Origin of the sequence: Bradyrhizobium lupini, assembly GCF_040939785.1 — a bacterium.
GTDB classification, from domain to species: Bacteria; Pseudomonadota; Alphaproteobacteria; order Rhizobiales; family Xanthobacteraceae; genus Bradyrhizobium; species Bradyrhizobium canariense_D.
The window spans coordinates 6,443,740-6,465,110 of the sequence record NZ_CP162553.1 but is presented as its reverse complement, the minus strand read 5'-3'; the positions used below and the strand labels follow the sequence as shown (position 1 = coordinate 6,465,110).

Sequence of the window (21,371 nt, the reverse complement as noted above, 5' to 3'; positions counted from 1 at the left end):
GGAGCCATCTCAGGCTCGTCCATATCGTCATGATAGCATGACGCTTTTTCGCGCAACGATCCGGCGTTTGCGACTTGTCAACCATAATCAGGGTAAGCAATCGGCTGCATCCGAATGCATCGTCCGCACTTCGTCCAGCGGCACTCTGATGCCGTTGCAAAAAAGCGGCGGGGCCGAAGCCCCGCCGCCATGTCTTGGTTGCGATGTCGTCCGCTTGTTAGCGGAGCAGCTGCAGCACGCTCTGCTGCGACTGGTTGGCCAGCGACAGCGCCGAGACCGCGATGGACTGGCGGGTCGACAGCGCCTGGCTGTTGGCCGCTTCGGTGTTGGTGTCGGCCAGGGTCAGGTTGGACGAGCCGGTCTGCAGCACGTTGATCAGGCTCTTGTTGAAGTCCTGACGCACCTGCACCACCGAGAGGTTCGAACCGAGGCTCGACGCTTCCGAACGCAGCGTGCTCGAGGCGGCGTTGAGGTTCGACAGCACCTTGTTGGTCGCAGAGTTGTCGATGAAGTCGACACCGCTGGTCAACGAGGCGAGGCCGAGACCCTTGGAGTTGTAGGTCACACCCGTGATGTTCAGGTTCGACTTGCCGGTCTCGTCGAATACCAGCTTGAGCTGGTCACCGTTCAACAGGTTCACACCGTTGAACGAGGAGTCCTGCGAGGTCGTGTCGATCTGGTTCAGAATGTTGTTGTACTGCGAGACCAGGTTCGCACGGGTCGTCTGTGCGACATTGTCAGCGACCGGGCTAGAAGCGGTCGAGAAGGTCAGCGACGAGGTCAGCGTACCGCCGATCGCACCACCCGCGGCCGCCGAACCAAGCGTCGAAGACGCGTAGTCGTTCGTCGAGGAGATGGTGAGCAGGCCGTTGGCGTCGATCGTGGCAGACAGGTTGTTGGCCTGGAGCTGCGTGTTGAGCTGATCGAGCGTCTTGACCGTGCCGTTGGTGCCATCGCCGAAGGTGACGTTGACCGCCGTGCCGCCGTTGAAGGAGCTGAAGGTCAAGCTCTTGCCGTTGATGCCACCCGTGCCGGCGCTACGTGCCGCGGTGAAGGCCGAGGCCGTGCCGGTGTTGCCGGCCAGGCCGAACGCCGACAGCGCGTTGCCGGTGCCGGTGATCGCGAGGTCGGCGTTAACGCCGGTCGAGATCTTGAGCTGGCCGCTCGAGTTGATCGACGAGGCGATCTGGCCGGTCGTCGTCGTCACCGTCGCGGTGCCGCTGGCGTTGGACGCAGACTGCACGCCGGTGGCAAGGTCGATCGCCTTCAGGAGGTCGGCCGCGGTGGCGCCGCCGAGATAGACGGTCGAGTTGCCGCTGCCATCGGTGACGAGGTTGCCGGCAACGCCGGAGCCGGCCGGAACGTTGGCCGCCGCGGGCGCATTGCCATCCTTGAAGCTGATGACATGGCCGTTGACGTTCAGCGTCGAGTTGGTCTGGAGCAGCGAGGACAGCGTACCCGTGCCGGTGGTGCGGTTCGCCTGCACCGTCGCGGTGCCCGAACCGACCGATGCGGTGAGGCCCAGCGCCTTCAGGGCGTCAGCCTTGCCGGTCAGCACCAGATCGGCGCCGGTCGTGCTCTGCAGCGAGATCTGACCGCCCGTGATGCTCGATGCGGTCTGGCCCGCAGTCTGAGCGAAGGCCGCCGTACCCGCGGTGGAGGTGATCGTCGCCGTCTGCGTGCCGCTGGCGAGATCGAAGGCGTTGACGAAGTCGCCGACCGTCGTGGTGGCGTTGAGGTAGACCGTCGAGTTGCCCGAGGTATCGGTGACGACGTTGCCGAGCACGCCGGTGGTGCCGCCGATCAGGCTGGCTGCCGTCGGGGCGGTCGCCGCCTTCACAGTGACGGTCTTGCCGTTGACGCTGAAGGTGTCGCCGTCAGCGAACTTGGTGGTGGCCTGCGTGGTCAGCGCGCCGCTCGCACCGTAGATCAGCGTGGTGCCGGAGATGTTGGCGGGGGTACCGGCGTTGTCCTGCGTCACGGCGCCGGTGAGGACACCCGAGACACCGCCGAGCTTCGTGGTCGAAGCCGCAGCGGTCGTACCGCCGGCAGCGCCGGAGTACAGCACGTTGCTGCTCGCGGTCGAGCTGGCATAGGTCGTCGTGCCACGCAGATCGGACGCGGTCGCGCCGGCGATCGTGGTGGAGACGTTGGACTTCGAGGAATAGCCGACAGTGGTCTGCAGCGCCTGGTTGGCGATCGACTTTGCGCTGTCGATCAGCTTCTGCAGCGAGGTGATGCCGGTGTTGGCAGCCTGCAGCACCTGCACGCCGTTGGCGATGCCGTCGAGCAGGTTGTTGATGTCGCTGGCGCGGTTGTCGAGCGACTGTGCCGTGAAGAAGTTGGTGGGATTGTCCAGGGCCGAATTGACGCTCTTGCCGGTCGACAGACGGTTCTGCGTGGTGGCGAGAAGATCAGCGGTGGACTGGAGGGAGAGGAGGTTCTGACGAACCGAGGAGGAGAGAACGATACCGGACATTGGGTGTTACCTTTCTGGTAAACGACGCTTACTGTTACGCGTCTGCATGGATCGAGTGATCCAGCGACCGGCGGACCGTGGGGCGGAGTCCTCTAACGAAACATGAAATGAAATCGGCGCTTTTGCTGAGTCGGCGCGCGATTCGGCCCATTTGCACACTGGCAACGCCACGCCGCCGGTCGATTTCAGCCTTGATATGATTGAGCTTTTGCACGGCATCGGCCGGGATTTACAACTCGTTAACTAGTCTTGATGGAGTATTGCGCCCTGATCCGCCGCAACACACGCTCGGTTACGAAAGCGTTGATGGAGAACAGGCATGGCCCTCAAGGTCGAGCTCAGACCGCACGAACGCATCATCGTCGGTAACTGCGTGATAACCAACACCGACCAGCGCGCCCGCCTTCTGATCGACGGCGACAACGTGCCGATCCTGCGCGAGCGCGACATCCTCACACCGGAGACCGCCGACTCGCCCGCCAAGCTCGTCTATCTGGCGGTCCAGCTCATGTACATCTCGCCGGATCCTCAGACCCAGCACGGCACCTATTTCAACCTGGTGCGAGACATCGTCACCGCGGTGCCGAGCTCCTGGCCGATCATCGAAGGCATCAACAACAACATCCTCAACGGCGACCTCTATCGCGCCCTGAAGGATGCCCGCAAGTTGATCGCCTATGAAGAGAAGTTGCGCGGCCAGTTCGAGGCCACCCATCCCAAGGCCGAAGCGAGCCAGGGCGACGTCAGCACCGCCGCCTGATCCTACGCGTTCGCGCGACCAGCCAACACGACCGACAACGGCCCCGGATCGTCTCCGGGGCCGTTGTCGTTCCAGACCTGCATCGAGCTAGTGTGCCGCGAGCGGCGGCGCATCGACCTCGATCACAGCGTCTCGGCTGCGACGCCCGCCGAATTCCAGCACGGCCGCGACCAGCGCGTCGATGTCGCTCTCGTCGGTACGGTGATTGACGATAGCGGCGCGGATCGCAAACCTGCCGTCGAGCGTCGTGCTTGAGGGCGCCGCGATACCGGACTCCTGGATGTCGGCAACGATCTCGCGGTTGACCTCGTCGGCAGCGCGGTAACGAAAGCAGACGATGTTGAGATTGACCGGCGCCAGCAATTCCAGCCGCGGCTCGGCGAGAACGCGCGTCTCCAGATATTTCGCCAGCGCACAGCTTCGTGCGATCACCGCACCGAGCCGATTTGTGCCGAACGTCTTCAACGTGAACCACGTCTTCAACGCACGGAAGCCGCGCGACAGATCGGGGCCGAGATCGCAGGGCCAGATTGCGCCGGCCGCAAGCCCCCTCGCCTCGCGACGCAGATAGGCCGCGGGCTGCGTAAAGGCCTGTCGATGCTGCTCGCCGTCGCGCACCAGCAGGAAGCCGGCGTCATAAGGCACCTGTCCCCATTTGTGGAAGTCGAGCGCAATGGAGTCCGCAAGCTCGATGCCGCCGAGCAGCGGCGCAAGCTCGGGCGACAGAATCGCGAGCGCACCGAAGGCGCCGTCGACGTGAAACCAGATTCCTTCCTCGCGACACAGCTCCGCGATCGCCTTGAGATCGTCGACCGCGCCGATATCGACGGTACCGGCGGATGCGACGACCAGGAACGGCCTGAAACCGACCTCACGATCGATCGCGATCTGCGCACGTAGCGCGGCAACGTCCATGCGATGATCGGTATCGACGCCGATCTTGCGCAGCGCATCGCTGCCGAGCCCAGCGATGTCCATCGCCCGCGAGACGCAGCCATGGGCGGCCCGCGATGTGTAAGCCGTGAGCAGCGCACCGTCATTGCCGATGCCGTACTGCCGCGCCAGCGTGCCGAGCGCGCTGGTGCGCGCCACCAGCACCGCCATCAGATTGGCCATCGACGTGCCGGTGACGAAGATGCCGCTCGCGCTTTCCGGGAAGGCGAACAGGCGTCGCATCCAGTCGACGACCTGGCGCTCCACCTCGATCGGCATGTGGTCGCGGCCGCCGAGATTGGCGTTGAGGCCCGCCGCGAGCATTTCCGCGACCATGCCGACCGCGGTACCGCCGCCATGCACCCAGCCCATGAAACCGGGATGGACGTTGCCGGTCGCATAGGGCGCGACATGTTCGGAGAAGTCGCGATAGACGTCGGCGAGGTCGTTCGCCTCGCGCGGCACATCGGCGTTGAACGCCGCACGAACGCCGTCGGGGATCGGCTGCCACACCGGACGCGCGCGAACGTTGGCGATGCCGTCGATCGTCTCGTCAAGCATGCGATGAGCGAGCGCGCGAAACTCGCTCCAGTCCTGCGGATCGAGCGAAGTGTGCGTGACGGAGCTTTGCGTGTTGCGGATGATCTCGTTCATGCTGCACTCTCCTCACTCGCTCTTGCATGCCGCGACAGCATCGCCGTGAATGCCACAAAGATCTTGCGCATCTGCGGCGGCTTGTACGGAAATACGGCCGGCGGATCCATGTTGTGCACAACGGCGGTATTGTCGGCTTCGAAGACCAGCAGCTCGCGGTTCTGGTTCTCGGCGCAATCGACGATGAAGTAATCGAGGCCGACGCGCCTGCTCATCTCGTCGAGCGCGATTTTGTGGCGCGCGGCGAAAGCATGGTCGAAGTCGAGCATGAAGACGGCTTCCTCGGCCCGCTTCTCCTCGCTGAACGCCATGAAGGCGTTGAGATACCAGATGTCCCAGCGATCGGCGATTGCCATGTGGCACGCATAGGCTTTGCCGTCGACCATCGCGAGACGATATTTGCGGTAGAGCCCGTCCGGACTCGCATAGTCGACGAAACGTGCGACGAAGAAGTCCTGCTCTTGTCGCTCGGCGAGATAGGCCGCGAGCGCTCCAGCATCGTCGAGTTTCGCGAGACCGACGCCGGCATGCGTACCGCGCGGCCGCACGATCATTGGAAAGCGCAGTTCGCCCGTGATCTCCTCGCAAACGATCCTGCCTCGCGAAAGCTCCGACAATTGCGCACGCGTCGTGGGGGCGGTCACGGGAATGTCGAGGCCGGGCACGCCCGTCAGCAGACGATACAGCTTGTCGCGATCGAGATTGCCAATGAGATCCGGACGATTGAGCAGCGGCTTCGGCCAGTGCGGCGCGGCCTTCTCGATCAGCGCGAGTGCCTCCCGGCACTCCTCGGAATCGGATGCGATCACGATGGCGACGTCGTGCTCGGGCAGAGTCTCCGGCAGGCCGATGCCCTTGACAACGTAGAGCGTCAACAGCTCGATGTCGGAATCTTCAAGCAGGAAGTCGATCGGCGTGTTGCCGCCCATGTCGATATCGGCGGCGAGCGCGAGCACGCGCAGGCGGGGTTTTGGAGCCGCGCAAGGCGTACGAAACAATTGGTGGAAGGAGAGCACCTCGGTCTGGATCACCAGCCCGGCCTCCTTCTCGCCGAGAAGCTGGGCAATCAGCGAGAGATCGAGGCCTTCGCCGGCCTCCGCCGTTCCCTCCTCGATCCGCGCCAGCAGCCGCTCGCGCAACGGATGCAGGTCGCCGCCCTCGAAGGCGCGGCGCGTCAACTGCGCAAAGCCGATGCGGTCGGCATGGGTCGGCGCGGTCACGCCGCCCGGCGCGGAAACTGGATGTTGCATCTCACACCTCGAACGCGGACTTTGCCGGCACGGCCGCAACCGCGCCACGGTCAAGCAGCAGCTCGATCTTCACCAGCACATGGGCGATGCGATCGAGAACGTGCTGCACATTGCGTTGCGCCTGCATTGTATTCGGCGACCATGCCTCGGTCACCAATCGTGCGCCGACGCAGAGGCGCAACACGGCCTGCGGCGCACCGTCCTGCCGCTCCAGTCGGACCGGCTGGCCGACGAGACAGCGCTGGGCGGTCACTTGCCGGTCCGCCGCGCTGCCGCTGATCTCCTCGGCCATGTCGCACGCCAGCGCCCGATGCACGGCGCTGGTCTCGGCGAGCGAGACCGGCTTGCCGCCGCGCAGCAGCGTGAACGGAAAGATCGTGGCTTGCACGAACTCCTCGTCGTCCGCGCCGGACTTCTCGATCGCGGTGGGAACGGCACGAAGCGACGGCGACAACGCGATCATGCTGTCGATGCCGGCTGCAAGCTCGGCCAGCATCCTGGCGCGGAAAGCCCCGGGCACGGCGTAGTAGCTGCCGATCTCGGCCAGCGCGGCCTCCCAGCGCAGCCATTGACCGAAATTCGGCCGGCGCTCGAACCGCGAGCGCAGCATCGTCCACGCCACCGGCCAGTCGCAGCGGCCGGCATAATCGAAGATGCCAGGCGCGATCCCGCCCATCCGGTCGATCGACCGCGACAGGCCTTTCGGCAGCAGCAGCGCACCGCTGAAGGCCGGTCCGCCGAAAAATTTCGAGCCGGTGATCAGCACCATGTAACCACGGTCGAGATAGGCGCGCAGCCGCCGGCGACCGAGCCGCGCCTGACAGGCATCGACGACAATTTGAACCTTGCGCGGCCAGCGCCGCGCGATCTCGTCGAGACACGCCTCGCTTGGGGCACGCCAACCGAGTTTTGACGAATCCATGATCTGCAACAAAACGCGCCGGCCTTGCGCGAGGCTGGTCTCGACCGCATGCAGCACCGCGGCATCGGCATCGGTGCGCATCGCAACGCCGGCCGCCATGTCGATCAGCGGCACCGCGATGCTGTCGCCGGCCAGCCCCGTCACCGCGCCGTCCTTGCGCACGGCCATGCCGCCTGCCGTCATCGTGCTGAAATGGTGGCCGCGTGCGGTATGCGGCGTCCCGCTTCCGGTCTGGTCGGCGCCGACCACGATCGTCACCGGCGCCGCGCCGAGCACCGCGCGGGCCACGAACAGGGCGTGAAGCTGGGAGTCCGTGCCGGACGGCGAGAACACGACGCCGATGCGCGACGAGAGCGCAAGGTGGCCGCGCAGCTCCTCGCGCATGTCCTCGCAGCGGGCGTCGAAGGCGATTTCGACCTCGTCGAACAGGCACTTGTGCATCAGCTCTTCGCGCGCCAGCGCGGCGCGGTCGTAGGCCATCTGCGAGATCGTCGATGCGGTCGCGGAGGCGAAATTCCAGAGCTCCGGCTCCGGCGAAGCCGCGCAGCCGTAGGCGTTGACACGGTCGTTCGGATCGAGCGCCAGCCGCGGATCTCCGCCGGAGGCGAGCAGCGTATCCAGTGGTGTGAAGAGATCGCGCAGGCGATAGCGCGAGCCGCCGACGGACGCGCGCTCGCTGGCTGACAGACGGGATGCGCCGGCGCTCATCCCGAAAGGCTCACGCCGCATCGGCCGCCGCCGCGGGCGCCGGTGCGAATTGCGAGGTGATGTCGCCGTGGAACACCGACGCTCCGACGTGATCGAGCGAGCTCTCGATGTCGGCCCAGATCTCACCGCCGATATCAGTCCAGCGTTTGCAGAAGGCGAAGTCCTCGGACAGATAGGTGCCGGTCGCCGCATCGATCATGCATTCGAACAAGGCAAACCGGTTGTGGCTCGCCGCCAGCGTATCGTGCGAATGCTCGTGGAAGAATTGCAGGGCCGCGTAGTCCGGATGGCGGCACATCGCCTCCAGCACGGAGCGCCGGATCATCAGGAAGCCGGTGCCGGCGTAGCGCACGCGGGTGAAGCCGTTCACCACCACGATGCGGTCGGGATCCTCGATCTCGAGCACGTAGTCGAGCGATGCGGCCGGCACGTCGGCGCGGCCGGACTGGATCGCCCGCGCGGCCTTGTCCCAGTTGATCCGCTTGATTGGATAACAGCCGGCGACGACGTCCGCGCCGCACTCGATCAGCCGGAACACCTGCTCCGGCTTGAAGCCGATGTCGGCATCGATGAAGAGGAAGTGCGTCGCTTCGGGATCGTCCAGGAACATCGCGGCCAGATTGGCCCGCGCGCGCGTGATCAGCGCATCGCCGTCGCGCAACAGAACCTTGAGCTCGAGATTGGCCATGCCGTGCACGGCGCGCTGGAGCGCGAAGATCGAGCTCGCATAGATGCTCGTCACCTGCCCGCCGAAACATGGCGTGGCCACCACCAGCTTCATCTTCTCCGACATCGTCAGCTCCGCCCCGCTGCAATCCTCACCAAGAGGTAAAGAGGCATGGTTAACGGCGCCTTAACGCCCGCTTACAGGAACTTGACGAGCGAGAGCTGCGCGAGGTTCGAGGTCACCTGGTAGGACGCCTGGAGCGCATTCTGGAGCGACAGGATCTCGCTCGCGACCTGGTCCGGCGAGGCTGATTCCGCCTGGTCGATGATGGTCTGGAGCTGCGCCTTGGCCTGGGTCTGGCGCGTGCCTGCGTCCTTCATGGTGTTCTGGGCCATTGCGATGTCGGTCTGGATGTCCTCGATGCGCTGCTGGCCTGGCTGCTTCGTCAGGGCCTGTGTCACCCGCAGACTCAGCGCGGCGACCTGCCCGCCCGAATACTGCCCGGTCGGTGAGGTCGAGAACGTCCCGAACACGGCGACCGCCTGCAGCTCCTTGCGGATCGCGTCCTCGTTCGCCTGCGCGCCATACTGCACCGTGACGGAATCGTCGACCCGGGCCATCGCGGTGGAGCGCGGCGAGCCGGGGCCGTCATTGCCCAGGTACCATTGCACGGTGGTGGCCGAGCCGTTCACCAGCGTCGTCGCCGAGCCGAGGGGCGACGAGCCGACGCGCAGCGGAGCCTTTGCCGCCGTGACCGGGGAGGTCGTGAAGCCGAGCGCCGCGAACGCCGTGCTGCTCGAGCTCGTGATGTTGAGGCTCCCGGGATCGTCCGTGTTGATCGTGATCACGCCGCCATGGATCGTCGACGGCTTCGTGGTGCCGGTGATCTGATCGATCTTGCCAAGCAGAGTTGTGATGTTGTCGGTGATGTTGATCTGGTTTGGGCCGCTGGCGCCCGAGGGGACAAAAGTCAGCGTCTGACCGTTCACCGTGATCGTATCGGGATTAACGGCAGGCGGACCCGCCGACCCCGCCTGGAACGCCGCTGAGAGGACTTCCGGGCCGCCCGTAGTCGCAATGCCGCTCAGCACAGTTGAACCGGTGATCTGAGGCGTCGACGCCACGCTGCCGCGCGTCACGCTGCTGAGACCGAGCGCCGTGGCCGCCGCGCCGCCGGTGACCGCCACGTCCGTGCCGGTGCCGGTCGCGATCTGGATATTGCCGCCGGCGCTCAGAGTTACGTTGGCGGCGGGGATGCCGGCGGCCGTCGCGATCGCATTCAAGATATCAGACACCTTCGCGGCGCTGCCCGAAGCCAGTCCGATAGTGGTATTGCCGCTGGCCGTTGTGGTGACGGTAGTGACGGTAGGGTCGAAGGTGATCGTGTGGGCGCCGCTCGCGCCGGTGATGGTCAGGGTGGTACCGGTCGGAGCGTTGGCGAGCGCGTTGAGAATGGTCCCGTTGAGATGGGGTGTCGCCGACGAATCGAGCGACGTGGTCGTAGACGCAGTCGCCAATGCGCTGTCCTGCAACGCGACCGAGCCCGTCCCGGTCGTGGAGGTATAGGAGCGCAGATTGCCGGTGGCCGCCACATTGGCAGTGGCGGATCCCGCCGTATTGAAGAAATTGTCCCCGGCGGTGACAGCGGACGCCGCCACCAGCGAGGTGCCGGCAAGCTTCTTAATCGCGGTGTTCAGCGCGGTGTTGAGGTTCGTCGCCGTGTTGTTCGGGTTGACCGGGACGCTTGCATCGATCGCAAAGCTGCCGACAGGCGTCGGCGTCGCGGTGGACGCCGTCAGGTCGATCTGCTCGGTCGAGCCGTCGGGCAGCGTGAACTGGACGCTGAGCTTGTCGCCATTCTTCGGATTGACGCCGTTGAGGTCGACCGAGAACGACACCGGCGAGCCGCTCGGGCCGGTGACCGTCGCGCCGGTCAGCGTCGAGGAGACCGCGGCGATCTTCAGGCCGAATGGCGATATGGCCGCGTCCTCCGACACCATCACAGAGCTCGGCGTCGGCTGTGGCGTAGCCAGCACCAGCCGGCCCATACCGTTAGCACCGAGGTCGGCGGCCTGGCGCTCCACCATAACGGTCTTGAAGCCCGCCTGCGTCGTGGTGCCGTTGATGATGTCGCCGGCATTCGCGACGGACGGCGTGTTGAAGGCGGTTCCGGAGAACAGATAGCGATTGCCGGACTGCGTGTTGAGAACGCCGACCATCGAGCCGAATTGCGCGGCTGCGGTGTTCTGCGCAACCGTCTGACCGTTGACGTTGAGATCCTGCGCGGTGTTGGCCGAGCCCGTCTGCACCGTGTTGCGGATCGTGGTCAGCGACTGCAGCGCGGTATTGGCGAGGTTGATGCTGACGTTGACGTTGGTCATCGTGTCGGTATAGGCGGCGATGTTGGAAAGCTGCGCGCGCCCGGCGATCGCAAAGCCCTCGTTGGTGCCCATCCCCGAATAGTTCTGCGACAGCTTGCCGGTCGAGAGCTGCGTCGACAGGTCGGTGAGCTGCTGATTGATGTTGCGGATCTGCGATCCGAGAATCGACGAGGAGTAATTGATGCTGCTGATCGACATGTTTCAGAGCCCTGTTACTTGTTACACTTGAGCCTGGAGCAACGTGTTCATCATGCCCTGCACCACCGACATCACATGGGCGTTGGCGGCATAGGCGTTCTGGAGCTGGATCAGGTTCGACATCTCCGAGTCCAGGTTGACGCTGGAGGTCGAGTTGAATTTCGCTTGGAGCGTCGAGACCACGACGCTCTGGCCCTGCTGGAGCGCGGTCGCCTGGGTCGCGGCGTTGCCCTGGACGCTCAGGAACTGCTGGAGGTAGTTCGAGACGCTGCCGGTGAAGGGCTGGCTCGCCGAGCCCAGACCGGATTGCGGCGAATAGGAGAACACCGCCGAGGTGAGCTGCGAATACAGATAGTCCGAGCGCTTGGTGTCGCCGGTCGGCGTCACCGGCGAAGTACTGTAGACCGAGAGCTTGGTCGGATCGGCGGTCAGCTGCGTGTTCACGGCGATGCGGCCGGCAAGGCCGGTCATCTGCGAGCCCGACGCCGTGATCGCACCGGTGTAGAGCGCCTGGCCGCCGTCGGTGAACAGCGGCAATTGCGGATTGCCCGAGGTCAGCGACGAAATCGTCCTGGTGGTCGAGGCCGAATTGACCTTGGCAAGGCCGCTGTTGTCGTCCGTGACGCGCAGAGTCGTCGGGGTCGCCGGCGACGGAGCGGCGGAGAAGGACAGATGCGCGCCGGGCAGCGCGGTGTTGAGCGCCGCCGCGATTCCACTCATGCCGCTGGAGAAATTCACGCCGATCTGAAACGGGTTGGCGTTGGTGGCGTTCGGAAGCGGCAGCGCCGCCGGATCGGTCACGTTGACGAGCGTGACCTGGCGCTGGGTGTTGGTAACTGTGTCCGTGTAGGTGATGTTGACCGTGTTGCCGGGTTGCGCGCCGGAAAGGTCGAGGTCGAATCCGGCCGGCGGGCCGGAGACGGTGCTGCCGGCCGTGGTCTTGTCAGACAGCGCGCTCGACATCGTGGCGGCGAGCTGGTCGATCTGGGTCTGTGCCTGCACCAGCGTCTGGTCGCGCAGCTTGAGATCGGCCGCGATCTGGCCGGACGAGACCACGTTGTTGGCGACGACGTCGATGTGCGAGCCGTTCGGCAGCTTGAGATCGAGTGCGCCGACGCCGGACTTGCTCGGATCGCCGTTGTAGAGCGAGGTCGCCGTCAGCGCGCCGGCGGAGGCAAAGGAGAATTGCGAGGCGAGCCCGGCGCCGACCAGCTGGAAGCCCGTGGTGGTGTAGATGTTGGCCTGGTTGGAGCCGTCGGTGGTGACACGCACGTCGACAAATTTCGACAGCGTGTTGATGGCCTGGTCGCGCTGGTCCATCAGTGTCGCGGCGGATGGATCGTTCGCCGAGAGGCCCTGGAGCCTGGTGTTGATGTCGGCGATCAGGTTCATCGCGGCGTTGGCCTGCTGCCCCGAGGTGCCGAGATCCTGCTCGACGTCGGAACGCAGCGACTGGATGCCCTTGGTGGTCACGTTGAGCTGCTGGGCCAGCCCCTGCGCGGCGCCGAGCGCGACGGTCTGTGCCGACGACGAGCCTGCGTTGGTCGACAGCGCCTGCAACGAAGTGGTGAAATTGTTGAGCGCGGTTTCGAGCGTGCCGCTGTTGCCGGGGGTGCCATAGACATTCTGAAGCTGCTTCAGGATGTTGGCCATCTGGTCGGCATAGCCGCTGCCACCGGTCTCGGTGCGCAGCTGGTTTTGCACAAAGGTGTCGAGTTCGCGGCTGACGCCGGTCGTCATCGCCGTCGAGCCGAAGTCGCCGGTGGTGACCTCGATCTGGTTCGGCGTCTGGACGACGTAACCCGGCGTCTGCGAATTGGCGACGTTCGAGGACACGATCGAGAGCGCGGCCTGATTGGCACGCAGACCGCTCATCGCACTGGCAAGGGCTGAACTCAAACCCATATCACTGGCCGCCTTTGGTTACGTCACGCGCGATCAGCGCAATACGTTGAGGAGGTCCTGCACCATCGAATTCGCCGTCGTGATCACCTTGGTGTTGGCCGAATAGGCCTGCTGGGTCACGATCAGCTTGGTGAACTCGTCGGCGATGTCGGTGTTCGAGCCTTCCAGCGACGAGCCGCTGATGCTGCCCGAGGCGCCGTCGATCGCAGGTCCCGACTGCTCGGTCGCAGAGAAAGCGCCGCCGTCGAGCGCCTTCAAATAGTTGGTGCCGTTGAAGTGCGACAGCGAGACCTGTGCGAGATCGAGGTTCTGACCGTTGGAGAAGGTGCCGACCACGAGGCCGTTGTTGTTGACGGCAACGGAGCGGAGCTGGCCTGCGGCATAGCCGTTCTGGGTGATGGTGTTGATCGTCACCGCGCCGCTGGTGCTGGCATATTGCGTCAGGCCGCCCTGGGAGATGTTGAGGGAGAGCGAGCCGAGCGACTGGCCGCTGACGCTGACATTGTTGATGGTAATGCCCGAGCTGCTCGGCGAGGTCAGCGAGCCGTCGGCGGCGAAGGTGAAGGCTTGTCCGGTATTGACCCAGCCGACTGTCGTGCCGGTCGCATTCGGATCGGTCTGGTAGAACAGGTTCCAGGTGTCGGAATGGCCGGTGCCGAGCGAGGCGCTGTCGGTCTTGGCCCAGCGCATTTGCAGGTTCACCGGCGTGCCCGCGGCGTTGTAGGCGGTGACCGCACCGCCGCTGATCGATTCCTTGGTGAACGTGGCGATGTCGTTGCCGATCACGCCGCCGGTGCCGGCCGTGCCGCCACCGCCGCGGTTCTTGGAAATGGCCGACGTGAAGCCGAGCGCAGCGAAGGCGGTGGAGTTGTTGGGGCTGGTCACCGTCAAGGTGGGATTGGCGATACCGGTGTTCAGCGTGATTACGCCGTTGTTGATCGAAGAACCGCTTGCACCGCTGAGGTTGTCGATCTTCTGAAGCAAGGTCGCGATGTCGTCCGTGACGTTGATCAGGTTCGGCGTCGCACTGGTGGCACCTGAGGCCACGAAGGTGATCGTATTGGCGCCTGCCGTGCCGTTGACCTGGATCGTGTTGCCGACCACGAAGGGCGTCGAGAGCACCTCCGCCCCGCCGGGCTGCGCGGTGCCGCCGAGCTGCGTCGCACCGGTAATCGCGGGGGTGGACAGCACGTTTCCGCCGCGCGTGATGCTACTGATGCCGAGCAAGCTTGCCGCGCTGCCGCCGATCGTCACGTCAGTGGTGGTGTTGGTCGTGATCTGGATGTTGCCGCTGGAGTTCATTGTCGCGGCGGCCGGGGCGCCACCGGCGCCCAGGACAATCGCATTCAGGACGTCCGACATTAGCGCGCCGGTAGGCGAGAGCAGGCCGATCGTGGTCGTGCTGCCGGTCGTCGAGGCGCCAGAAGCGGTGGCGGAAAAGTTGATGGTCTGGCCGTTGACCGTCAATGTCTTGCCGGCCAGGTTGGTGAGAAGGGTGGTGTTGAGATGCGGGGTCACACCGGAATCGAGAGACGTGCTGCCGGTCGCCACCGCCGAAGCGCTGTCCTGCAGCGCCACCGAGCCGGTCGCGGTCGTCGGCGTATAGGCCGAGCGCAGATTGCCGGTCGCGGCTGCGCCGGAGATCGTCGCATTCGTGTAGGGCGGCGGCGGCGTGCCGACGATCATCGGGTTGGCGGCGAAATCGGACGGGTTCAGGCCGCCCGCCGCCAGCAGCGAGCCGCTCGCCGCGGTCGAGCTCGCCGCCGTGTTCGGCACGCTCGGCAGGTTCGCGGCGTACTGGATCGAGGTCGTCGCCTGCGCCGGGATGAAGTTGTTCTGGAATTTCAGGACGGTCGCGACGTTGCCGGTCGGGTTGCCGGTCTTCGGGTCCACCGTGGTCCCCATCAGATAATAGCCGGCGCCGTTGACCAGATTGCCATTGGCATTGAGCTGGAAGTCGCCGCGGCGGGTGTAATAGGTGACACCGCTGAACACCGGAACGTTGTCGACGACGCCGGTTGCCTTCTGGATCGAGAAGAAGCCGTCCCCGGTGATCGCCATGTTGGTGGCGACGCTGGAGGACGAGATCGTGCCCTGGGTGGTGATGGTCGCCTTGGCGTTGGCGGTCACGCCGCCGGCGACCTGCTTGCTCGGCACCGAGGCGTCCGGAATGAGATCGACGAAGCTGGTGCCGATGCCCTTGTAAGCGGTGGTGGATGAGTTCGCGATGTTGCCGGAAATGTTCTGCAGCGCGTAGGACTGCGCCTGCAGGCCACCCACCGAGGTGTTCATTGCATCGAAGATACCCATAACTTTGTCTCCAGATCCGATCTCGGCGGCCGGTCGACCATGGCCGCAGTCGAAGGAGACTGTCGCAAGGGCTATGCCAATGCGGGTTTTATCATAAAATCAATGACTTAACGAAAAAGCCCCGGCCTGATGACCGGGGCACAATTGCCGGGACCGGCAACAATTGCCGGGACGAAAGCTAGGTTGCGGACGCCGCCGCGGGATGGAAGACCAGCCCGAAACCGTCGATGCAGTAGCGCAATCCGGTCGGCTTCGGACCGTCGTCGAAGACGTGGCCGAGATGGCCGCCGCAGCGCCGGCAATGCACCTCGGTGCGGAGCATGCCGTAGGTCCGGTCCTCGGTCTTGCCGACATTGCCCTCGATCGGCTGGTAGAAGCTCGGCCAGCCCGTGCCGCTCTCGAATTTGGTGTCGGAGGCGAACAGCGGCAGGTCGCAGCCGGCGCAGGCGAAGACGCCCTTGCGGTGCTCCTTGAGCAGCGGGCTGGAGCCCGGCCGCTCGGTGCCCTCCTTGCGAAGGATCTCATATTGCTGCGGCGTGAGCTGGGCACGCCATTCGGCGTCGGTCTTCTCGATCTCGAATTTCTGCGCGGCTTTCTCTCCAGCCTCAGCCGGCGATGCTCTGAGCCAGCGGAAGGCCGCAAGGCCGAACAGGCCGGCGACAGTCGTCAACAGGATGCGGCGGTCAAACATCTCATTCTCCATGCGGGAGCGTCTACGCCCTGAGATACGGGCTCTAACCGTCGACGTTACACTTCCGGGCGGAGTTTTTCTCACCTTATCGCGAGGCGCTGTCGTCCTGCGGGACTGGTTCCACGGCTTCCGCCACAGGCTTCGGCGGTGGGGCCGGCCGGGGCCGAACCCCGGGCGGCGGACGGCGCGGACCGGTCCCGGCGGCCCGGTTGGCTTCGGCCAGCCGCGCCTCGCGTTCCCGGTCCTTGACCCTGGCACGCTCGCGATAGCGGGCAAGCGAGCCTGCGGCGGCGGAACTCGCCCTGCCCCAGATTCCGACCAGTTGCCCGGCAACCCGCCCGGTCGTTCCCCCCGCCCAGACCAGCTCGAACGGCGAGAACAGCTTCCAGCGCTCGTCGCCCCACAGGATGCTGCGGGCGATCATCTGCCCGGCCATGGCCGAGGTGTTCATGCCTTGGCGGCCGAAGCCGCTTGCGACCCAGAGGCCTTTGCGCAACTGGCCGATCTGCGGCATGCCATGCACGGTCTGGCCGGTGGCGCCGCCGAACATGTCGGTGATCTCGACATTGCCGAGCTGGGGAAAGATCGACCGGATCCGCCGCCTGACGCTGCCTGCAAAGCGCTGCGGCCGTGCGGCCCAGGTGGTCTCCGGACTTTCCCACATCAGCCGGTCGCCATCGACGATCCGGAAATGATCGACGCCGTCGGAATCCATCACCGATCCCTTGAAGGCGATGATCTCGTGCACGCGCTCGCCGAGCGGCGCGGTGATGCCGGCATAGCGCCAGACCGGCAGCAGCGTCTCCGACAGGCGCCGCAACGGCGCGCCGAGATGGATGTTGCCGGCGAGCACGATATGGGTGGCGCGCAGCCGCGCCGAGGGCGTGACTATGCGCTTGCGGATGCCGGAATGATCGATGCTGACGACCGGCGTGTCCTCGAAGATGCGGGCGCCTGCGCGCCGCGCCAGCGCCGCGAGGCCGTGCACATATTTGCGCCCGTCGACCTGGAACGCCTTCGGATAATACACGCCGTGGAAGTAGCGATCGGTCTTGAGTGCGGCGCGGACGCGATCGACCTGCCAGCCCTCGGCCTCGGTGTCGAAATCCTCGTTCAACATCTGCAACCGGCTGATCAGCCGGTCGCCGGCATCGACGTTGGAGACCTCGAGCACGCCGTCGGTCGGGCCGATCCCGGGCATGTTCTCTTCGGTGGCGTTGGCCCGGACGAACTCGGCGCCCTCTTTCGACAGTGTCCACAATTCCCGCGCATCCTCGAAGCCGATGCGCTCGATCAGCTCGGCGAGCGGCAGCGCGAAGCCCGGCATCACGGTGCCGAGTTGATTGCCGGAAGCGTTCCAGCCGATGTGGCGGCCCTCGAGCACCGCGACGCTGGCCCCCAGCCGGGCCGCCTCGAGCGCAATGGAGAGCCCTGCAAGCCCCGCCCCGATCACGCAGATATCGGCGTCGAGATCAAACGACAGTCGCGCGCGTTCACGAAAGCCGGCTTCTTCCTGGGACACGCTTGTGAAAGTCTCGCTCATGCCGTTTCTTAGAGCATGATCCGGAAAAGTGTGCAGCGGTTTTCCGAAAAGATCATGCTCAAAACAAAAATTTAAAGCGCGATGGGGATTGTCCTAATCTCATCGCGCTTTAGAGGACTGTGCAGGCCCTTGTCACCTTGCCCTCAACCGGCACCTGTAGATTATTCTGGAACGCGTAACGATTCGAGAGTGCCATGCGCCGTTTGATGCTGCTGCGTCACGCCAAGACCGAGACTGACGCGCCGAGCGGCCGTGACCAGGACCGCCGGCTCGACGACCGCGGCCACAAGGATGCCGCCGAGATCGGCGACTGGATGGCCTCCCATCCCCCTTTCCCCAGGCCGTACTGGTATCGCATGCCGTCCGGGCTCGGCAGACCTGGGACATTGCCTGGGAGACCATGAAGGACCGCGTCGCAGCGCCGCAGGTCGAGGTCCTGCCGGAACTCTACGCCGCCGATCCCGCCCAGATCCTGGAATCCATTCGCACTGCAACCATTCCGGCTGATCCGAGGCAATTGCTGCTGGTCGGCCACAATCCGGGCATGCACGAGATCGCCCTGATGCTGACGGGCGGCGGCGATCCGGCCGCCGCCAAGGCGCTCGCCGACAACCTGCCCACGTCGGGGCTTGCGATCTTCGATTTTGACGTCAAGGATTGGGGTGACGTGGCTTACCGCCGCGGTAGGCTGGTGCTGTTCGTCAGTCCAAGGCTGCTTCGAAGCTAAGGCTACTTCGAAGTTAAGGTTGCTTCGAAGCTAAGGCTGTTTCGATCGGGTTGATCGCGCGACGTGCCGGCAAGACGTCCTGACTGGAAGATTTGGAGGCGCAGATGTTCAAGTCGATCCTCGTGCCCATCGACCTCGCCGACACCGACCTGGCCAAGCCGGCGATCGCGACCGCCGCAACGCTGTCGCAGACCTGGAGCGGCGTGGTGCGCCTGCTCAACGTGCTGCCGATGACGCCGGTGATGCTGGCCGAATACGTGCCGGCCGATTTCGACGAGCAGCAGCGCCAGACCTCGGAAGAAGCCCTCGCCATCGTCGCACGCGAGTCCGGCATCGAGCCTTCCCGCATCTCCAGCGTGGTGCGCCAGGGCGGCATCTATCACGAGATCCTGGAGGAAGCCGTTCACATGAAGGCCGAGCTGATCGTGATGACCTCGCACCGGCCGGCGATGCGCACCTATTTCCTCGGCTCCAATGCCGGACATGTCGTGCGCTACGCAAAATGCTCCGTGCTGGTGGTCAGGCACTAGGCACCGCACCAACTTCGTCATTGGGCGCAACTCGTAGCCCGGATGGAGCGTCCGAGCTACCCTATTTCCGGTTGCTGCCGACCGATCATGCGGACCTGGGATCGGCTGTCAGCGACATTCGTGCGCGGCCTAAAATGCCAGGGAAATACGTCGACGGCGGCGGCCCGCGCCGCCAAATTGCACACCGCGACCTTCAAGCACGGTGCTGGACCAGCTGCTTGAAAACCACGGGGACAATGGCGGCACAAGCACGCAACGCATACCGCAACAGCATGACCACCTACGCGAAGTCGCTGTTGGACGTGGCGGTCGGCGAATTGACACCGTGGTGGTCGTCAAGGTGATCAAGGTGGAGTGGAAGAGCGCGCCGCAGACCATGGATCGGGTTCCCCAGAGAATCGGCGAGGTGCTCCGCTTTGCCGGGGTGCGCGGCTTTCGCAAGCCGGGACCGCTGCCGACGCGCTAAGCCGATCGCCGCAGCGCGAGGCAACTGGTGGCTCCGCTTCGCCGAGCCGCGCAGTTGGGTTGCAAAAGGTCTCCAGCACTATGGCAAGGATAACTCAAGTTGCGCATTCGATCGCGCTTTGATGCTGTCTCGGTTTTGCCTCATAAGGGGCGCGCCGCGGGGGCGGCCCAACATAGGGAGTTCTATTAGATGAGAAAGTTTGTGCTCGCGTTGCTCTCGACCGTCGCTCTCGGCCCGATCAGGGCCCAGGCTGCCGACTTGGAGCCGATCCGTATGCCAGGGAAGGCTCCGGCTATCACCCAGCAGGCGGGCAACTGGACGGGCTTCTATATCGGCGGCAACGTTGGTTACGGCTGGGGCAACTACGGCGCTTCAAACGTCATCGGGACGTTCGTGAACTCGAACGGCGGTTCGGCCCCATATGGCTTCAACGCTGTATCTGACAACGGTAATGGCATCACCGCCGGTATTCAGGCCGGCTACAACTGGCAAATCGAGCAGACGGTGCTCGGCATCGAGGCTGATTGGCAGTATCTCAATTCAAAGACTAGCATCGGCAATTCGGCCATTGCCATTCTGCCCGCCATCGGCAGCAATTTCAACGGCAGCGCTTCCGTCAGCACCGATTGGTACGCGACGTTCCGCGGCCGAGTGGGTTATGCGTTTGGGCCGGCTTTGCTCTATGCAACTGGCGGTATAGCGTTGGCTGAAACCAAGCTGAGCGCGAGTGCTACTGGCAGTATCCCCACCAGCCTTTTCCCGCTTACCTATGGACCGTTAGGCTCCATGAACGCTTCTGACCGCGCCATTTTGGTGGGCTACGTGGTCGGCGGCGGCCTCGAATATTCCCTTGGGGCAGGTTGGTCCGTGAAGGGCGAGTATCTGCACATGGGCTTCGGCACGAACGGCTATAACTTAACTGGCTCGCTTCAATCACCGGCCGGCTTAACTGGCGTCATCACGAGTCGCGTCGATATCAAGTCGAGCGTCGACATCGCCCGTGTCGGCGTAAACTATCGTTTCTGATCGGCAAGTCTCAAAAGTGAGCAGAGCGCAATCCGGGGCCGCTGTGCCCGCATGGATGGAATCCCGGATTGCGCTGCGCTCCGTCCGGCTCAAAGCCCTTGCATTGCCCGTCGGGCAAAACACCCAAGCTGTCAGTCAACGCCCGCCGATGAAAATATTCCACTTTACCGAAATTCGGAAATCACGTATGTGTCACCGCAACCCGGCCCAAGGAAGAGGGCGTATCGCGATCGTCACGAACGCAGGCCGGACAGCGGCGGACGCTGGGCCACACCGGCGCGAATGGTTTCGCAGGGCGGGCAACCGTGAGCGAAGGCGTCGCGCACACGACCGGTGCTGACAGCGTACGGCAAAACCGTGTGTCCTGACGCCCGGGGTCTGTGCGTCAAGTCTTGTGGTGATGTGGCGGCCCGACCGGGTTCGCGCATCAGCCATCCATGAGGCGAGGGGGCAATAGTGCATCGCTCCCCGGGGAGAGCACGGCATAAGCCGTAAAACCGCTGCGCAGGGAAGGCCGGACGTTTTGGCTTCACCTGTATGCCGCTGTGCAGATTTTTTACTGCAACTTCGCACAGTGGACCGCGGGTGCCAGCCGGCGCCCGGTCTTCCCTGCGCCCTCTTTCATTTGAGGGTGAGACGGCGAAGCAAAGCTCGGGCGAAATGCGCCGCGAGGATGCGAAGGTGTGTCTGCGAGTGAGATGCGAACTCAAGGAGCGACAGTGCTACCCACAAACGCCGTCATTGCGAGCGCAGCGAAGCAATCCAGAGTCTTTCCGCGGAGGGATTCTGGATTGCTTCGCTGCGCTCGCAATGACGATGTTGAAGCAGGTGTGCCTGAAAACTCAGTGTGGTGCCCCGGACGCAGCGCGTCCGGGACAAGAGCGAAGCGCTTTACAGATACCGCGTCAGCTCTGCTTTGGCCTGGCCGTAGACCGCGTCCTCGATCTGACTGCGCGTGATGCCGATGTCGCGCAAGGCGCGGTCATCGAGATCGTTCAGCGTCTTGACGGCGGAGCGTTGCTCCAGGCGGTCGAACAGCGCATAGGCGCCGTTGGCCAGCTTGCGGAAAAATCCGTCCGACGAGGATGAGCGTAAACTCCGCCCGGCGGTCTGCGAGATCGTGGTCATTGTCCTTCTCCGGCCTGTTGTCCACGCGGCGAAGCGGATGCCGTTGGCGCAAGCGCCCGAGCGCCTGCACCTCATTTGCCTCGGATTGCTCTC

At 64.5% G+C, this 21,371-nt stretch carries 15 protein-coding genes and 1 pseudogene; 5 read left to right on the top strand and 11 right to left on the bottom strand.

Translation table 11 applies throughout. The features are described 5' to 3' along the window. Positions 1 to 217: 217 nt before the first annotated feature. Positions 218 to 2,479, bottom strand: a complete 2,262-nt coding sequence (locus AB3L03_RS30710) for a DUF1522 domain-containing protein (RefSeq protein ID WP_317246104.1) — start codon at positions 2,477 to 2,479, stop codon at positions 218 to 220. A gap of 319 nt (positions 2,480 to 2,798) precedes the next feature. Between AB3L03_RS30710 and flbT the strand changes: the two genes are divergently transcribed. Next, positions 2,799 to 3,239 (top strand): flagellar biosynthesis repressor FlbT, encoded by a 441-nt coding sequence (gene flbT / locus AB3L03_RS30705; protein WP_368507627.1) that lies wholly within the window; start codon positions 2,799 to 2,801, stop codon positions 3,237 to 3,239. An 87-nt stretch (positions 3,240 to 3,326) separates the two neighbouring features. Here the strand turns inward: flbT and AB3L03_RS30700 are convergent, their stop codons facing one another. The 9 genes from AB3L03_RS30700 to AB3L03_RS30660 all read right to left on the bottom strand — a co-directional run bounded on the left by AB3L03_RS30700 (position 3,327) and on the right by AB3L03_RS30660 (position 17,401). After that, positions 3,327 to 4,826, bottom strand: coding sequence for an aspartate aminotransferase family protein (locus tag AB3L03_RS30700; RefSeq protein ID WP_085348250.1), 1,500 nt, complete (start codon positions 4,824 to 4,826; stop codon positions 3,327 to 3,329). Beyond that, on the bottom strand, positions 4,823 to 6,076 hold the full coding sequence (locus AB3L03_RS30695; RefSeq protein WP_368507626.1) for a RimK family alpha-L-glutamate ligase: 1,254 nt from the start codon (positions 6,074 to 6,076) through the stop codon (positions 4,823 to 4,825). The genes AB3L03_RS30700 and AB3L03_RS30695 overlap by 4 nt, the downstream gene beginning before the upstream one ends. A gap of 1 nt (position 6,077) precedes the next feature. Further along, complete coding sequence (locus AB3L03_RS30690) at positions 6,078 to 7,727, bottom strand: hypothetical protein (RefSeq protein ID WP_368507625.1); 1,650 nt, start codon at positions 7,725 to 7,727, stop codon at positions 6,078 to 6,080. Then, positions 7,717 to 8,499, bottom strand: a complete 783-nt coding sequence (locus tag AB3L03_RS30685; RefSeq protein WP_368507624.1) for a hypothetical protein — start codon at positions 8,497 to 8,499, stop codon at positions 7,717 to 7,719. The genes AB3L03_RS30690 and AB3L03_RS30685 overlap by 11 nt, the downstream gene beginning before the upstream one ends. A gap of 71 nt (positions 8,500 to 8,570) precedes the next feature. Beyond that, positions 8,571 to 10,952, bottom strand: a complete 2,382-nt coding sequence (locus AB3L03_RS30680; RefSeq protein WP_368507623.1) for a beta strand repeat-containing protein — start codon at positions 10,950 to 10,952, stop codon at positions 8,571 to 8,573. Between the two features lie 21 nt (positions 10,953 to 10,973). Further along, positions 10,974 to 12,857, bottom strand: a complete 1,884-nt coding sequence (gene flgK, locus AB3L03_RS30675; RefSeq protein WP_368507622.1) for a flagellar hook-associated protein FlgK — start codon at positions 12,855 to 12,857, stop codon at positions 10,974 to 10,976. A 33-nt stretch (positions 12,858 to 12,890) separates the two neighbouring features. Then, entirely contained in the window at positions 12,891 to 15,167 is a 2,277-nt protein-coding gene (locus AB3L03_RS30670; protein WP_368507621.1) for a flagellar hook-basal body complex protein, read from the bottom strand. 178 nt (positions 15,168 to 15,345) lie between these two features. Continuing rightward, entirely contained in the window at positions 15,346 to 15,858 is a 513-nt protein-coding gene (gene msrB, locus AB3L03_RS30665) for a peptide-methionine (R)-S-oxide reductase MsrB (RefSeq protein WP_026233843.1), read from the bottom strand. Between the two features lie 85 nt (positions 15,859 to 15,943). Continuing rightward, positions 15,944 to 17,401 carry an NAD(P)/FAD-dependent oxidoreductase gene (locus AB3L03_RS30660; protein ID WP_368507620.1) on the bottom strand — a complete coding sequence of 486 codons (1,458 nt, stop codon included), beginning with the start codon at positions 17,399 to 17,401 and terminating at the stop codon, positions 15,944 to 15,946. A gap of 194 nt (positions 17,402 to 17,595) precedes the next feature. Between AB3L03_RS30660 and AB3L03_RS30655 the strand changes: the two are divergent. The 4 genes and pseudogenes from AB3L03_RS30655 (at position 17,596) to AB3L03_RS30640 (ending at position 20,150) form a co-directional block, all read left to right on the top strand. Then, positions 17,596 to 18,128 (top strand): annotated as a pseudogene (locus tag AB3L03_RS30655) (histidine phosphatase family protein). Positions 18,129 to 18,232: 104 nt separating this feature from the next. After that, complete coding sequence (locus tag AB3L03_RS30650) at positions 18,233 to 18,658, top strand: universal stress protein (protein WP_007602088.1); 426 nt, start codon at positions 18,233 to 18,235, stop codon at positions 18,656 to 18,658. Positions 18,659 to 18,983: 325 nt separating this feature from the next. Next, complete coding sequence (locus AB3L03_RS30645) at positions 18,984 to 19,124, top strand: hypothetical protein (RefSeq protein WP_368507619.1); 141 nt, start codon at positions 18,984 to 18,986, stop codon at positions 19,122 to 19,124. A gap of 189 nt (positions 19,125 to 19,313) precedes the next feature. Further along, on the top strand, positions 19,314 to 20,150 hold the full coding sequence (locus tag AB3L03_RS30640) for an outer membrane protein (RefSeq protein ID WP_368507618.1): 837 nt from the start codon (positions 19,314 to 19,316) through the stop codon (positions 20,148 to 20,150). Between the two features lie 891 nt (positions 20,151 to 21,041). Here the strand turns inward: AB3L03_RS30640 and AB3L03_RS30635 are convergent. Continuing rightward, a complete protein-coding gene (locus tag AB3L03_RS30635) occupies positions 21,042 to 21,278 on the bottom strand; it encodes a DUF1127 domain-containing protein (RefSeq protein WP_027566875.1) in 237 nt (78 codons plus the stop codon). Between the last annotated feature and the right edge of the window lie 93 nt (positions 21,279 to 21,371).